Annotated in this window: 12 protein-coding genes, 1 tRNA gene and 1 pseudogene; 4 read left to right on the top strand and 10 right to left on the bottom strand. The window is 69.4% G+C overall.

Going from position 1 to position 14,879, the window contains the following annotated elements; genetic code table 11:
* Positions 1 to 15 precede the first annotated feature (15 nt).
* Both cysT and cysW read left to right on the top strand, forming a co-directional pair.
* Complete coding sequence (cysT, locus tag EK403_RS14150; protein ID WP_128778126.1) at positions 16 to 840, top strand: sulfate ABC transporter permease subunit CysT; 825 nt, start codon at positions 16 to 18, stop codon at positions 838 to 840.
* Complete coding sequence (gene cysW, locus EK403_RS14145; RefSeq protein WP_128778125.1) at positions 837 to 1,685, top strand: sulfate ABC transporter permease subunit CysW; 849 nt, start codon at positions 837 to 839, stop codon at positions 1,683 to 1,685. The genes cysT and cysW overlap by 4 nt, the downstream gene beginning before the upstream one ends.
* Before the next feature lie 230 nt (positions 1,686 to 1,915).
* On the opposite strand, the gene EK403_RS14140 is transcribed toward cysW, so the two are convergent.
* From EK403_RS14140 to aroA, 7 genes are all read right to left on the bottom strand, one after another.
* Entirely contained in the window at positions 1,916 to 2,275 is a 360-nt protein-coding gene (locus EK403_RS14140) for a LapA family protein (RefSeq protein WP_128778124.1), read from the bottom strand.
* 25 nt (positions 2,276 to 2,300) lie between these two features.
* Positions 2,301 to 2,606, bottom strand: a complete 306-nt coding sequence (locus EK403_RS14135; protein ID WP_128778123.1) for an integration host factor subunit beta — start codon at positions 2,604 to 2,606, stop codon at positions 2,301 to 2,303.
* A gap of 75 nt (positions 2,607 to 2,681) precedes the next feature.
* Positions 2,682 to 3,641: a signal peptide peptidase SppA gene (gene sppA / locus EK403_RS14130; protein ID WP_128778122.1), complete on the bottom strand. Its 960-nt coding sequence runs from the start codon at positions 3,639 to 3,641 to the stop codon at positions 2,682 to 2,684.
* A 162-nt stretch (positions 3,642 to 3,803) separates the two neighbouring features.
* A complete protein-coding gene (gene rpsA / locus EK403_RS14125) occupies positions 3,804 to 5,519 on the bottom strand; it encodes a 30S ribosomal protein S1 (protein ID WP_128778121.1) in 1,716 nt (571 codons plus the stop codon).
* Positions 5,520 to 5,825: 306 nt separating this feature from the next.
* Positions 5,826 to 6,491: a glutathione S-transferase family protein gene (locus tag EK403_RS14120; protein WP_128778120.1), complete on the bottom strand. Its 666-nt coding sequence runs from the start codon at positions 6,489 to 6,491 to the stop codon at positions 5,826 to 5,828.
* Between the two features lie 61 nt (positions 6,492 to 6,552).
* Complete coding sequence (locus tag EK403_RS14115; protein ID WP_128778119.1) at positions 6,553 to 7,191, bottom strand: (d)CMP kinase; 639 nt, start codon at positions 7,189 to 7,191, stop codon at positions 6,553 to 6,555.
* On the bottom strand, positions 7,188 to 8,546 hold the full coding sequence (aroA, locus tag EK403_RS14110) for a 3-phosphoshikimate 1-carboxyvinyltransferase (protein WP_128778118.1): 1,359 nt from the start codon (positions 8,544 to 8,546) through the stop codon (positions 7,188 to 7,190). Before aroA ends, EK403_RS14115 begins: the two co-directional genes overlap by 4 nt.
* A gap of 141 nt (positions 8,547 to 8,687) precedes the next feature.
* On the opposite strand from aroA, the gene EK403_RS14105 reads away from it, so the two are divergent.
* Both EK403_RS14105 and EK403_RS14100 read left to right on the top strand, forming a co-directional pair.
* Positions 8,688 to 9,119, top strand: a complete 432-nt coding sequence (locus EK403_RS14105; protein ID WP_128778117.1) for a TIGR02300 family protein — start codon at positions 8,688 to 8,690, stop codon at positions 9,117 to 9,119.
* 169 nt (positions 9,120 to 9,288) lie between these two features.
* Positions 9,289 to 9,364: transfer RNA gene (locus EK403_RS14100), tRNA-Ala, on the top strand.
* On the opposite strand, the pseudogene EK403_RS14095 reads toward EK403_RS14100, so the two are convergent.
* From EK403_RS14095 to EK403_RS14085, 3 genes and pseudogenes are all read right to left on the bottom strand, one after another.
* Positions 9,327 to 10,109, bottom strand: a pseudogene (locus EK403_RS14095) (IS3 family transposase); the annotation flags it as partial. The gene EK403_RS14100 and the pseudogene EK403_RS14095 overlap by 38 nt on opposite strands.
* Before the next feature lie 9 nt (positions 10,110 to 10,118).
* On the bottom strand, positions 10,119 to 12,500 hold the full coding sequence (locus EK403_RS14090; RefSeq protein ID WP_128778116.1) for a calcium-binding protein: 2,382 nt from the start codon (positions 12,498 to 12,500) through the stop codon (positions 10,119 to 10,121).
* Positions 12,501 to 12,551: 51 nt separating this feature from the next.
* Positions 12,552 to 14,696 carry a calcium-binding protein gene (locus EK403_RS14085; protein ID WP_128778115.1) on the bottom strand — a complete coding sequence of 715 codons (2,145 nt, stop codon included), beginning with the start codon at positions 14,694 to 14,696 and terminating at the stop codon, positions 12,552 to 12,554.
* Positions 14,697 to 14,879 lie beyond the last annotated feature (183 nt).

The following is a 14,879-nucleotide window of genomic DNA, read 5'->3' as shown; positions in this document are numbered from 1 at the left end:
TATCTGACGGCCCCGATGTCCCGCACCGTCCTTCCCGGCTTCCGCCTCGCGCTCGGCCTGACCCTCGCCTATCTCGGCCTGATCGTGCTGCTGCCGCTGGCGGCGCTGATCTGGCAGGCGGCGGGCCTCGGCTGGGAGCGCTTCGCCGCGGTCGTGACGAGCCCGCGGGCGCTCGCCTCGTTTCACATCACCATAACGGCGGCGCTCGGCGCGACGGCGTTCAACGCCCTGTTCGGGCTCGGCCTCGCCTGGGTCCTGGTGCGCTACGAGTTTCCGGGCAAACGCCTGCTCGACGCGCTGGTCGACGTGCCTTTCGCTCTGCCGACCGCGGTCGCGGGCGTCGCGCTCACCGCGCTGTTCGCCGCGAACGGCTGGTACGGCCGGCTCCTCGAGCCGCTCGGGATCACGGTCGCCTATGCGCCGCTCGGCATCATGGCCGCGATGGCCTTCACCTCGATCCCCTTCGTGGTGCGCTCGGTCCAGCCGGTGCTCGAGGACCTCTCGGCCGAGGCCGAGGAGGCGGCGGAGACGCTCGGAGCGGGCGCCTGGCGGACGTTCCGAAACGTGGTGTTCCCGGCGATCTTTCCGGCCTTCCTCGCCGGCTGCAGCCTCGCCTTCGCGCGCTCGCTCGGCGAGTTCGGCGCGGTGATCTTCATCGCCGGCAACCAGCCCTTCCGCACCGAGATCGCAGCGCTGCTCGTGTTCATCCGGCTCGAGGAATACGACTACCAGGCGGCGGCCGCGATCGCCTCGGTGATGCTGGCCGCCGCCTTCGTGATGCTGCTCGTGGTCAACGCCATCCAGCTCTGGCATCTGCGCTACGCGCGGGAGGGACGATGACCGCCTCCCGCCGCCCCCGCATCGGCGACGGCTCGCTCGCCAAGGCGCTGATCCTCGGCCTCGTGCTGCTGACGAGCGCCCTCATCATCGTCGGCCCGCTCGTCGTGATCTTCGTCGAGGCGCTGAAGCTCGGCCTCGAGACCTACGCCCGGAACCTCACGGCGCCCGACACCGCGCACGCGGTCTGGCTCACGATCGCGACAGCCCTGCTTGCCGTGCCGATCAACACCGCGTTCGGGATCGCGGCCGCCTACGCCATCGCGAAGTTCGAGTTCCGGGGGAAGAACCTGCTGATCGCGCTGGTCGAGCTGCCGTTCTCGATCTCGCCGATCGTGGCGGGCGTCGCCTATCTGTTCGTCTATGGCGCGCAGGGCTGGTTCGGTCCGATCCTCCAGGCGAACGGGATCAAGATCATGTTCGCCTATCCGGCGATCGTGCTGGCGAGCCTGTTCGTCACCGCCCCCTTCGTGGCGCGCGAGATCCTGCCCTTGATGCAGGCGCAGGGCAGCCAGGAGGAGGAGGCCGCGCTCTCGCTCGGCGCCTCGGGCTGGCGGACGCTCTGGAGCGTGACGCTGCCCAACATCCGCTGGGCGCTGCTCTATGGCGTGCTGCTGACCAACGCTCGCGTCATGGGCGAGTTCGGCGCGGTGTCGGTGGTGTCGGGCTCGATCCGCGGGGTCACCAACACGCTGCCGCTGCAGATCGAGCTGCTCTACCAAGACTACAACGCAGCCGGCGCCTTCGCGGCCGCGACCGTGCTCGCCGGCATCGCGCTGCTGACCATCATCGGCAAGCTGGTGGTGGAGCGGATGGATCCAGGCGCCGCGCGCGGCGGAGCGGGGTAGGAATCCACTCCGTTTATGTCCCGGCCCTGAGCCGGGACCCATCGAGCGCTGCATGGCCGAGATAAGCGCGACGGGCTCCGTTCGCCTGGCGCAGGGTAGAGCCCGATGGGTCCCGGCTCAGCGCCGGGACATGGTCGCATCGGATGCGACTCCTGAATCGTCCTCGGAGAGGCGCTCTATCTGGAGAACGATGCCGGCTCTCGCTGACGGTCGGCCGGGACGACGCGGTCCTACGCCGCCTTCTGCGGGGCCGGCAGCGCGATGGCGGCCGAACGCCTCGCCGCGGCGGCCTCGCGGCGGGCCTGCTCGGTCTCGGCCTCGAGCCGCTCGTTCTGAAGGCGGCGGCGCTTCGCTTCCTTGCGCCATTTGCCCTGGCGCGCCCAGGAAGCGACGCCGCCCACCACCACGCCGAGCATCAGCGAAAACAGCACGACGGCGAACAGCGGCAGGTCGACCGACAACGCCGGCGCGTCGGGCGCGAACGGATCGAAGCCGATCGTCACCGACTGCCGGTTCGCCACCGCGAACAGGATGATGAAGAGCGCGAGCGGGACGCCGATCAGGCCCGCGAGAAAACGGCGAAACGTCATGCCCGCTCCTTCATGCCGAGAAGCCTCACGCGGAGGCCCCCGCCTCCAGGTCGTCCTTGTTCAGGCGCACCCGCATTTCCTTGCCAGTCTTGAAGAACGGCACGACCTTGCCGTCGACCGGAACGTGCTCGCCGGTTCGCGGGTTCCGCCCGACGCGGGCGGGCCGCGACTTGACCGAGAACGCCCCGAAGCCGCGCAGCTCGACGCGGTCTCCGCGCGACAGGGCGTCGACGATCTCGTCCAGGATGGCGTTCACGATGTTCTCGACGTCGCGCTGATAGAGATGCGGGTTCATGCCCGCGATCTTGCCGACGAGTTCAGATTTTATCATTGGCCGCTCCCCAGCCCGCCAAAGACTTTGTGGCCCAACGCAAAGTATTCACGTGAGAATTGGACTGTTTTGAGATCACCCGGCAGGGTGCCAGATGGCCAAAACACCGTCAAGGACCAGCGTCTCGCCCGTTCGGCGAATGCTTTCGGCGACGGCGTGGAGTCCGAAGGCGTCGGCAAGCGCGGCTGCGAGACTCGCGGCGCCGAAGCGCTCGAACGGGCTCGACTTCGGCTTCCATTCCTTGACGGGCAACGAGGCGTCGACTCCTTTCGTCTGAAGCCACGCGATCGCCTCGGGCTCGCCGCCGATCTCGTCGACGAGCTTCAGCTCGATCGCCTGCCGGCCGGTGAAGACGCGCCCGTCCGAGACCCCGGCGAGCGCAGGCCCCTCGAGCCCGCGGCGCTCTGCCACCACGCTCTTGAACCAAGCGTAGCTGTCGAGGATCAGCGCCTCTAGCGCCTTGCGCGCCTCGGGGCTGGTCGGCTCGACGCCGTTCGGCGCGGCCTTCAGCGGCGACGACTTGATGCTCTCGACCTGGACGCCGACGGTCTTCAGCAACTCGGTGAAGTTCGGATATTGCGCCAGCACGCCGATCGAGCCGGTGATCGAGGTCTTGCGCGCCACGATGTGGTCGGCCGCGATCGCCGCGACATAGCCGCCGGAGGCCGCGAGCGTGCCGACCACGGCGGCGACCGGCCTGTCCTTCGCCACGCGACGGACGGCCTCGTAGATGTCCTCGGAGGCCGTCACGCCGCCGCCCGGGCTGTCGATCATCAGCAGCACGCCCTTGGCGTCGCTCTTGGCGAGATCGGCGAGCAGCTTCGAGCGCTTCTCGTCGTCGAAGATGACGCCGGAGATCTCGACCTTGGCGATGTGCGGGCCGCGCGGGCCCGGGACCCGCTCGCCGCCGCGGCCGAAGGACAGCGCGCCCACCACGATGACGAGCCCGACGAGCGCGATCGCGCCGATCCGCCAGAAGGCGAGCCGGCGGCGCAGAGCCCGGCGGTCGAGAATCGCGTCGGCGTCAAGCGGCATGGAGAGTCTCTTGCCCTGAATGCGGGCCGGTCGCGTCCGGCGAGCTCCGCGAAGCCGCTGATCTAACACGAAGAAGGCCCGCGCGGAACTCCGGGCGGGCCTTCATGATCGTTCGCCAACGGTCCGGGGGCGCCGGAGACCCGGCGCCTCGGGCGCGAAACCTCAGTCGTCGCCCTCGGAGTCGCGCTTCTTAAGCGCGGCGCCCAGGATGTCGCCAAGCGAGGCGCCGGAGTCGGACGAGCCGTACTGGGCGACCGCCTCCTTCTCCTCGGCGATCTCGAGCGCCTTGATCGAGACGGCGATCTTGTGCGCCTTCTTGTCGAACTGGGTGATGCGGGCGTCGAACTTCTCGCCGACCGCGAAGCGCTCCGGCCGCTGGTCCGCGCGGTCGCGGGCGAGATCGGCGCGCCGCACGAAGGCGGTGAGGTCGGTATCGGCGATCTTCACCTCGAGGCCGCCGTCCTTCACCTCGATGACCTCGCAGGTGACGACCGAGCCCTTGCGCATCTCGCCGGTTGTGTCGACGAACGGGTCGCCGCCGAGCTGCTTCACGCCGAGCGAGATGCGCTCCTTCTCGACGTCGACGTCGAGAACCTGGGCGCGGACGATGTCGCCCTTCTTGAACTCCTCGATCACCACCTCGCCCGGACGGTTCCAGTCGAGGTCCGAGAGGTGCACCATGCCGTCGACGTCGCCGTCGAGCCCGAGGAACAGGCCGAACTCGGTCTTGTTCTTGACCTCGCCCTCGACCTCGGAGCCCACCGGGTGGTTCTCGACGAAGGCCTCCCACGGGTTCTGCATGACCTGCTTGAGACCGAGCGAGATGCGCCGCTTCACGGGGTCGACCTCGAGCACCATCACGTCGACCTCCTGCGAGGTGGCGACGATCTTGCCGGGGTGGACGTTCTTCTTGGTCCAGGACATCTCGGAGACGTGGATCAGCCCCTCGATGCCCGGCTCGAGCTCCACGAACGCGCCGTAGTCGGTGATGTTGGTGACGCGGCCGGTGAACTTCACGCCGGCCGGATACTTGGCCTCGATGCCCTGCCACGGGTCGTCGAGCAGCTGCTTCATGCCGAGCGAGATGCGGTGCGTCTCGTGGTTGATCTTGATGATCTTGACCTTCACCTGCTGGCCGATCTGCAGCAGCTCGGTCGGGTGGTTGACGCGCCGCCACGCGATATCGGTGACGTGGAGCAGGCCGTCGATGCCGCCGAGGTCCACGAACGCGCCGTAGTCGGTGATGTTCTTGACCACGCCCTCGATGACCTGGCCCTCTTCGAGGTTCTGCACCAGCTCCTGGCGCATCTCCGCGCGGGATTCCTCGAGCACGGTGCGGCGCGACACGACGATGTTGCCGCGGCGACGGTCCATCTTGAGGATCTGGAAGGGCTGCGGCGTGCCCATCAGCGGGCCGACGTCGCGCACCGGGCGGATGTCGACCTGGCTGCGCGGCAGGAAGGCGGTCGCGCCCTCGAGGTCGACCGTGAAGCCGCCCTTGACCTGGTTGAAGATGACGCCTTCGACCTTCTGGTTGTCGTTGAACGCGACCTCGAGCTTGACCCAGCTCTCCTCGCGGCGCGCCTTGTCGCGCGACAGCACCGCCTCGCCGAGCGCGTTCTCGACGCGCTCCAGATAGACCTCCACGACGTCGCCGACCTTCAGCGGGTTGTCGCGGCCGTGGCCGGTGAATTCCTTGATGGCGACGCGGCCTTCGGTCTTCAGGCCGACGTCGATGACGGCCATGTCCTTCTCGATCGCCGTGATCGTGCCCTTGACGACCGAGCCTTCGGCGACGTCGTGCTGGTCAAAGGACTCCTCCAGCATCGCGGCGAAATCTTCGCGCGACGGGGCGGCGGCTGCAGCGGTGGCGTTCATTCAATCTCCTGCCCGTCTTCGGGCCTTGGGCGCCGGCGTTGGGGTTGACGAAAGCCCGTCGGGCGCCGCCGTCCGGTGGCCGCTGCGCTCAAGCGAGCGAGCGGGCCGGCGCCAGGACGCGGAACCCCTCGGGCCATGTCCGGAAACGGAAAGCTCTCGGCCGGACGGCGCGCCAGGACGCGCACGAGCGGCCGGCGAAGCGGACCGCGCCTTTCCGGACGCGGGTCGTTAGCAGATCAGGGGATGGCGCGCAACGCGGGAAGGCGTCCGCCGGCGATGGACCGGCCTCTTTCGCCCTCGAATCCGCTAGCCTTCGAACCGGTCCTTCGGGGCGCCGCCCGGAAACAGCTCGCGGGCCGGCCGCGCGTCCTCGACGCAGCGCGCGAAGGACGGACGCCGCCTCAGCCGCTCGTAATAGGCGATCAGGTTCGGCCGACCATCGAGCGGGTGCACCCAGTCCGCGTAGAACAGCGAGGGCGCGGCGGCGCAGTCCGCGAGCGTGAAGTCGTCGCCGGCCGCCCATTCGCGCGACGCCATCTCGCCATCGAGCCAGGCGTATGACCTGTCCAGCAACTCATGGGCCTTGGCGACGCCGAACGGATCCTTGTCGCCCTCCGGCCTCAGCCGGTCGAACACGATCGTCTGCATCGGGGTCATGACGTAATTGTCGAAGATCCGGTCGCGCGTCCGCACGTCGAGCGCCAGCCGCCGGTCCTCGGGGATCAGGCGCGGCGCCTGCGGGCGCTCGATGTCGAGCCACTCGATGATCGAGGTCGCCTCGACCACGGTCTCGCCGTCCGCGACGAGCACCGGGAACCGCGCGATCGGCCACAGCCCGAGCCACTCCTGCGCCACGTCCGGGTTGTCGGGCGAGAGGTGACGCAGCTCGAAGGGGACGTTCTTCTCGTAGAAGGCGATGAACGCCTTCTGGGTGTAGGATGAGAAGACGTGGCCGTAGAATTTCAGGGTCATGGCCGCTCCGTCTGAATGCGGTCGGACGCCGGTCGCGACGTGCTTGTCCCCAAGGCCTTCTTCAGGCGCGCCGTCGCTGGGCCGTGCGGGCGTCCACGATCGCGACCGCCGCAGCGAAGGCCCCGTCGGCGTCGAGCGCCGTGGTGTCGAGCTCGACGGCGTCGTCCGCGGGCTTCAGCGGCGCCGTCGCGCGCGTCATGTCGCGCTCGTCGCGGCGCCGGACGTCGGCGAGGATCGCGGCGTGGTCGGCCGGCTCGCCGCGCGCCTCGAGCTCCAGCGCCCGGCGGCGCGCCCGCTCCTCTGGCGAAGCCGTGACGAAGATCTTCACGTCGGCGTCCGGGCAGATCACCGTGCCGATGTCGCGCCCGTCGATCACGGCGCCGGGCGCCGTCGCCGCGAAGCTCCGCTGGAAGTCGAGCAGCGCCGCGCGGACCCCCGGATGGGCGGACACGATCGAGGCGCCCTCGCCGGCCCCGCGCGTCCTGAGCGCCGGGTCGCCGAGCTGGCCGGGATCGAGCGCGCGTGCCGCGCGTTCGGCGGCCGCCGCGTCCGCGAGGTCGCCGCCATGGGCCGCGAGATGATGGGCGACCGCGCGATAGAGCAGGCCCGAATCGAGATGCGGCAGGCCGTAGCGGGCCGCGAGCCGGCGCGCCAGCGTGCCCTTCCCCGAAGCCGCCGGCCCGTCGATCGCGATGATCATGCCCTCTCCCCGATCTCGATCTCGATCTCGGCCCCGAGGCCGCGCATCAGCTCCACGAAGTCCGGAAAACTCGTCGCGATCATGGCCGCGTCGTCGATCCCGACAGGGTTTTGAGCTCCGAGGCCCATCACGAGGAAGCTCATGGCGATGCGATGGTCGAGATGGGTCGCGACCGCAGGCCCGCCGCCCGGAACACGGCCCTCGCCCGTCACCACCAGATCATCGCCCTCGATCCGGGCCTCCACGCCGCAGGCCAGAAGCCCGGCATGGACGGCCGCCAGCCGGTCGCTTTCCTTGACGCGGAGCTCGTGCAGCCCGCGCATGCGCGTCTCGCCTTCGGCGAAGGCGGCGATGATCGCGAGGATCGGATATTCGTCGATCATCGTCGGCGCCCGCTCCGGCGGCACGTCGACGCCCCTCAGGGCGCCCGCCCTGACCACAAGGTCCGCAACCTCCTCGCCGCCCTCCTCCCGCTGGTTCGAGAGGCGGATGTCGGCGCCCATCTCGAGCAGCGTGGTCAGTAATCCGGAGCGAAGCGGGTTGATCATGACGCCTTCGAGCGTGACCTCGGAGCCCTCGACGACGAGCGCCGCAGCCATCGGGAACGCCGCCGAGGACGGATCGGCCGGCACCGCGATCGCCGCCGGCTTCAGCTCGGGCTCGCCCTTGAGGCGGATCAGCCGGCCGTGGGGGCCGTGCGGCTCGACCGAGACCTCCGCGCCGAAGGCGCGCAGCATGCGTTCGGTGTGGTCGCGCGTCGCCTCGCGCTCGATCACGACCGTCTCGCCCGGCGCGTTCAGCCCGGCGAGCAGCACAGCGGACTTGATCTGCGCCGAGGGCGCGGGCGTCTCGTAGACGATCGGGATCGCGCGCTCGGGCCCACGGATCGTCAGCGGCACGCGGCCGCCCTCGGCGGCCGAGACCACGGTCGCGCCCATCTTCTCGAGCGGGTCGAGGATGCGGCGCATCGGGCGTGAGCGCAGCGAGGCGTCGCCGTCGAACGTCGCCTCGATCGGGCTGCCGCCGACCACGCCCATCATCAGCCGCGAGCCGGTGCCGGCATTGCCGAAATCAAGCGTCTCCAACGGCTCCCGCAGCCCGCCGACGCCGACGCCATGGACCCGCCAGCTCCCCTCCCCGAGGCGTTCGACCCGGGCGCCGAGCGCCTTCGCGCCGCGCGCCGTGGCGAGCACGTCCTCGCCCTCGAGCAAGCCCTCGATCCGCGTCTCGCCGACGGCCAGCAGCCCGAGGATCAGCGAGCGATGCGAGATCGACTTGTCGCCGGGCGCACGCACTGTTCCCGAGAGGGCGCGGGACTTTCGGGCGCGGGCGGGCGAGGGAGCGACTGAGGACACGGGCGGGCTTGGATGGATTGTCGCTGGAGACGGGGCGTCCCGCACGGAGCGGAACTTGGCGAAGATCGGAGCGCCTCGGCTCTTGACAGGCAGGTCCGCCCACGTCAATCCACCGCCTCGCTTCGACACCGGAACGACCGAATGGCCAAGCCTGAACTCGGCGTCAAACGGACATGCCAGTCCTGCGGCGCTAAATATTACGACCTGATGCGCGACCCGATCGTGTGCCCGAAATGCGGCGCGCAGTTCGTCGCGACGGCGATCCTGTCAAGCGCGGCGATCGCCCGCGCGGCCCGCGCCGAGGCGCGCAAGAAGCCCGAAGAGGAAGAGGACGACGTCGCGGTCGTCGAGGTCGAGGACGAGGACGCCGAGGCGATCTCGCTGGAGGACGCTGACGAGGAGACGGTCGGCACGACCAAGAAGGCGGCGCCGAGCGTCGACGAGGAGGACGACGTCGACATCGAGGACGACGACGACGAGGCCGACGACGAGAGCTTCCTCGAGACCGACGACGAGAGCGACGACGACGTCACCGACATCATCGGCGACCGCGAAAAAGACGACGAGGCTTGAACCGCATTTCGAACTGTGGTTCTCGTTCGCGGCGCGCCGGCCCTAAAGGTTCGGAGCGCCCTTCCGCCGGGCCCTCCGGCGGCGCTCCCGCAGCCAGGGCGCGAAACTAGACGTCCGGTCCTCGCGCGGCTCCCAACGCCGCGGATTTGAACGAGGACCGCACCCCGGTGGGGCCATAGCTCAGTTGGGAGAGCGCTTGAATGGCATTCAAGAGGTCGGCGGTTCGATTCCGCCTGGCTCCACCAAACACTTTCCTGCAAACTCAGGTTTACCGCCGAGGCTCGTGTGCGGCCGGGTGAAGATTGTTAGTCGATCCGCCAAGCTTCGACGATACGACGGGCGGCCGGCAAGCTGCGGAAGACGTGCTCGTTGAGGCATTCGTCCCGGAAGCGCCCGTTGAGGCTTTCAACCAAGCCGTTCTGCTGCGGCTTCCCCGGCGCGATGTAATGCCAACCGACGCCGCGCTCCTCCTGCCACTGCAGCGTGGCGTGCGACGTCAGCTCGGTCCGTTGTCCGAGACGATGATCAGCGGCAGCCGCGCAACTCGACGAGCCTGTCGAGCTCACGAGCGACCCGCCGTCCGGACAGCGAGGCGTCGGCCACGAGCGCCGGGCACTCCCGGGTGAAGTCGTCGACGACCAGCACCCGGAACCGCCGCCCATCCGCCAGAACGTCGGACACGAAGTCGAGACTCCAGCGCTGGTTCGGCCCCTGCGGCAGCGTCATCGGAGCTCGCGTGCCGAGCGCGCGCTTGCGTCCGCCGCGCCTCCTCACCGTCAGCCTTTCCTCTCGATAGAGCCGGAAGAGCTTCTTGTGATTGAGGACGACGCCCTCCCGCCGCAGCAGGATGTGGAGGCGGCGATAGCCGAAGCGCCGGCGTTCCGCAGCCAGCGCTCGCAGGCGCGCTCTGACGCCGGCGTCGTCCGGCCGGACTGACGCATAGCGATACGTCTTCGGCTCCATCCCGATCAGCCCGCAGGCGCGCCGCTTCCAGTTTTCCTATACAATCAGTAAATCGTCCGCCGAGAGCGCAGGAGCGCCGTTCAGGATAGCGAACAGCGAGGCCTCGGCCGAGCCTTTGCCGTCGATGTCGAAGTAAAGGCTGCCGCTCTCCGCGTCATAAAGAATACGATCATTTCTATCGGGCTCGCCGGTTGAGATGTCCTTGAACGCGCTTTTCTTCAGCGCGCCCTCGACGAGACCGGCGAACACGGACCAATCGAGCGCGATGACGTCCTCGCCGGGGCGGAAGTCGGCGATCTCGTCCACGTTCCGGCCCGACAGGGCGCTCGTGAACAGGAAGCTGTCGCGCCCCGCTCCGCCCTCGAGCGTGTCATCGCCGTTGCGGCCGTCGAGGATGTTGTCGCCGTCGTTGCCGGCGATGCGATTCGCGCCGGACCTTCCGGTTCCTGACAGATCGTCGGAGCCAGCCAGCTCAAGGTTCTCGAAATTCGTTTTCAGCGTGTAGCTGAACGACGCCCGCACGGTGTCGCCGCCGCCGAACGTCATCTCCCTGATCCTATAGTCGTCAGCATCGATGACATAGAGGTCGTCGCCGGAGCCGCCCTCCAGGCTGTCTCGCCCCTCGCCGCCGATGAGAACGTCGGCTCCTTCGTCGCCGGTCAGGTAGTCGTTCCCGCCCGAGCCGTCGATCGTGTCGTTCCCGTCCGCGCCCTCGATCCGGTCGACGCCTCCCGACGTGCGGACGGCGTCCGCGCCCCCGGACCCGAACACCCGCGCGTCATGGCCCGAGAGCTGCGCCGACAGGTCGAGGTCGCCGGCCTTCGACAGCGCGAGATTGACGGGCAAACCGGATGCCGAGGCGAGGATCGTCTCAAAACTCTCGAAGAACTCGGCCGTCGCCTCGACATAGCCGCCGCGCGTGTCGAGGACTTCGATGCTGGCGAGGGACAGGCCGGTCAGGTCGTTGCCGCCGAGCAGCGTGTCCGTCGCGGCCCCGCCATCCAGGACGCCGCGGGACCGCCGTCCGACCTCGAAGGCGTCGTCGCCCTCGCCGCCCGAAAGCGTGTCGACGCCGGCGCTCGCGATCAGCCGGTCGTCGCCCGCCTCGCCATCGACCAGATCGTCGCCCTCGGCGCCCCGCACGACGTCGTCGCCCTCTGCCCCGAAGATCGTGTCGTCGCCCGCGGAGCCGATGATGAACGCTCCGCCGCCCTTCAGCTGCGCGGACAGATCGAGCGCCACGGTCTCGGCCATCGCGATCTTCGCGAGCGAACCCCGGACGCGCCCCGAAATGGTCTCGAAGGCCTCGAACTGGGCGTTCGTGGCCCAGACGAAGCCCCGGGTCGCGAGGGTCTCGAAACCGTCGACCGTGAGCTCGCTTATGTCGCCCACCGCGACCAGCCGGTCGTCGCCCTCTCCGCCGTGGAGCGCGCCTCCGTCGGCGCGGGCCCTGACGTCGACGACGTCGTCGCCCGCCCCGCCATCGATCGCCAGCACCCTCGCGAAGGAGGACGAGATGGCGTCCTGGCCATCCCCGCCGCTGAGCGCGTGGCGGCGCCCGCCCCATGCGGACAGCGCGTCGTCGCCGGCGCCGCCATCGAGCGAGGCGATCTCCGCCTGGGTGCGCAGGCTGTCGTCGCCCTCCGCGCCCCTGAACGCGACCCGATCCTCCCCTGACCCGCCCTCGATGGTGTCGTCGCCGGCGCCGCCATCGGCCTTGCGCGCCATCTCGATCCAGTCGTCGCCGCCGCCCGTGACCACCGAGCTGGCGCCGTGGATGTGGACGGCCAGGTCCCCGAGCTCGTCGGAAAGGTCGGCGGATTGCTCGCCGATCCGGATGCTGATCAGCTCGTCGCCGTTCCTCTCGTGGCTTTCGATGCGGTCGAGGCTCTCCAGCTGCTCGGCGGTCGCCGAGACCCCGCCCACGACCTCGAGGACCTCGACGCCCGACAGCTCGCATCCATAGAGCTCGCCGCTGCCGATCAGCCGGTCGAAGCCCTCCCCGCCGATGATGACGCCGCCATAGAAGTACTCGATCTCGATGATGTCGTCGCCGTCGCCCCCCGACGCCCAGTTCCAGTTTTCAGACGCCCTGAGCGTGTCGTCGCCGTCGCCGGCGTCGAGCGTGTCGAAACCGCCTCCGATCAGCAGATCGTCGCCGTCTCCTCCGCGCAGCAGATCGGAGATGGAGACGTCATCGAAATAGCCGATCAGCGTGTCGGCGCCGTCGCCCCCGATCAGCAGGTCGCCGTCATGCCCGCCGGAGCGGAGCTCGTCGTCGCCCTCGCCGCCGTCGAGCGTGTCGCTCCAGCCGATCGCCACCAGCGTGTCGTCGCCGCCGAGCCCGCGGATGCTGTCGGACTCGCTCCACACGCCCTCGAGCGAATCGTCGCCCTCGCCGCCAACAATGTCCGTCATGCCACCACTCTCGTCGGCGATCGGCGCGTCCGGCGCGTGCTTCGGCGCCGTCTAGACGATCAGGAAGTCTTCCCAGGACAGCGCCGGCGCGCCCCGGAGTTCGGCGAACAACACGGCGTTGGCCGCGCCGGCGCCGTCGGCGTCGAAAAACAGCGCGCCGGCGGCCCGGTCGAAGAGGATCCGGTCGTCGGCGTCGAACGCGCCTTGCGCGAGGTCCTTGAACGCACCCTCGGCGAGCGGCCCCCGGCCCAGACCGTCGAAGACCTTCGCGTCCAGCCGGATGACGTCGGACCCGCTTTCGAAATCCGCCACCACGTCGAAGCTGCGGTTCGACAGCGCGGCCGAGAACAGGAACGCGTCGCCTCCCTCGCCGCCCGTGAGCGTGTCCGCGCCGCCGTCGCCAGACAGCGTGTCGTCGCCGGCCGAGCCGTCGATCGCATCGTCGCCCTTGCCGCCCCGGACCGCGTCCGCGCCGCCGGAGGTCGCGAGCGCGTCGTCGCCCTGCGACCCCGTGAGGCTCACGGCGCGGCCGTCGAGCTGGCGGGACAGGTCGAGCTCCCCGGCCCCGGTCAGCGTCAGCCTCAGGGGCCCGTCCGGAACTCCCTTCGAGGCGATGATCGCGTCGAAGCTTTCGAACTGGTCGGCGCTCGCGCTGAACGGGCCGCGGACCACGTCCAGCACTTCGACCCCCTGCACCTTCAGGCGCGAGAGGCTGCCCTCGACCCTCAGCGTGTCCACCCCGTCGCCGCCAATGACCACGGCGCGCGCGTCGCCGGCGCAGTCGAAGACGTCGTCGCCGGACCCGCCGTCCAGCGTGTCGCGGCCCGCGTCGAGGATCAGGCGGTCCGCGCCCGCGCCGCCATTCAGCAGGTCGTCGCCGTTCCGCCCGCGCAGGATGTCGTCGCCGGAGCCGGCGAAGATTTGGTCGTCTCCGCCGGAGCCCGCTACCGAGACGCCGAGGCCGTCGGTCTTTCCCGTCAGGTCGAGCGAGCCGGCGCCTTCGAGCGCAAGCACCGCTCTCCTGTCCTCGGACGCGCCGGCGATCTCCTCGAAGGACGCGAACTGCTCGACGGTCGCGCGCACACGCGATAGCGTCTCGAGACGCTCCAGCCCGCTGAGCGTGAATTTCGCCAGCTCTCCCTTAGCGATCAGCGTGTCGAAGCCGTCGCCGCCCTCGACCTCGCCGGTCCCGACATCGGCATAGACGTTCAGCCTGACGGCGTCGTCGCCGGCGCCCGCGTCGACCTCGACCACGAAGGACTTCCAAGAGGCGATGAAGTCGTCGCCGTCGCCGCCGAGCAGCGTGTCCATCCCGTCATCGCCGGACAGACGGTCATTGCCCTCGCCGCCGTCGAGCAGGTCGTCGCCATCGCTGGAGGTCAGGCCGTCGTCGCCCATGCCGCCATGCATGGTGACGCTTCCGGAGCGCACCCGCAGCGCGTCGTCGCCCGCGCCGCCGAACATCGTGTGATAGCCCGCATAGGATTCGACGACGTCGTCGCCGGCGCCGACCGTGATGACCTCCCCGAAGAGCGACACGTGGAGACGAACCGACAGCTCCCCGAGTTCGTCCGAAAGATCGAGGACGCCACTGCTCGCCCCGGATGTTAAGATCGTCAGGTCAAGGAGCGAGCCGGCCGCCTCTCCGGCCAGCTCGATCCTGTCGAAGCCCTCGATGCCGTCCGCCGTCGCGGTGACGGCCGACGTCGCGCGGAGCAATTCGAAGTTCGAGATCTCGGCGATCAGGTCGCCGCCGGCCTCAAAAGTGTCGAAGCCGGTCCCGCCGTCGAAGAAACCGACGAAGGGCTCGCTCACGCTGACCAAATCGTCGCCGGAGCCGCCGGAGGCGTGGTTCTCCGACTCGAAGCATTCGATGACGTCGTCGCCCGAGCCGCCTTCCAGCGTGTCGGCGCGGCCGCCGATCAGCAGGTCGGCGTCGGCGCCGCCGCGCAGGATGTCGGAGCCGTAGAGATCGCCGACATCCGCGATCAGCGTGTCGGCCCCGGCGCCGCCGAGCAGCTTGTTCGAGACATAGCCGCCCGACAGCAGGCGGTCGTCGCCGGTCCCGCCATAGAGCGTGTCGGACCATTCGCCGCCGACCAGCGTGTCGGCCCCGTCCCGCCCGTAAATGGCGTTGGGTTCATCCTCGACGCCGACCAGGGAGTCGTCGCCGTCCGCGCCCTTGATCTTCGCCACGCCGTTCCCCCGACGCCCATCGAACGCAACCGGCGTCGCGCACAACGAAAGCAGTTGCGAGAGTGGCGCGGATTCTCGCACCGCGCGCAAGGGGGTAAAAAAGACGGCGTGCGACGATCGGGTCGGGCGCGTCGTTCTTACAACACGCGGGCTCGCGCCCCGCAGATCAAAGCCGACTTATCA

Origin of the sequence: Hansschlegelia zhihuaiae, assembly GCF_004103825.1 — a bacterium.
Classification (GTDB): domain Bacteria; phylum Pseudomonadota; class Alphaproteobacteria; order Rhizobiales; family Methylopilaceae; genus Methylopila; species Methylopila zhihuaiae.
This window is presented reverse-complemented; position numbering and strand designations above follow the sequence as displayed.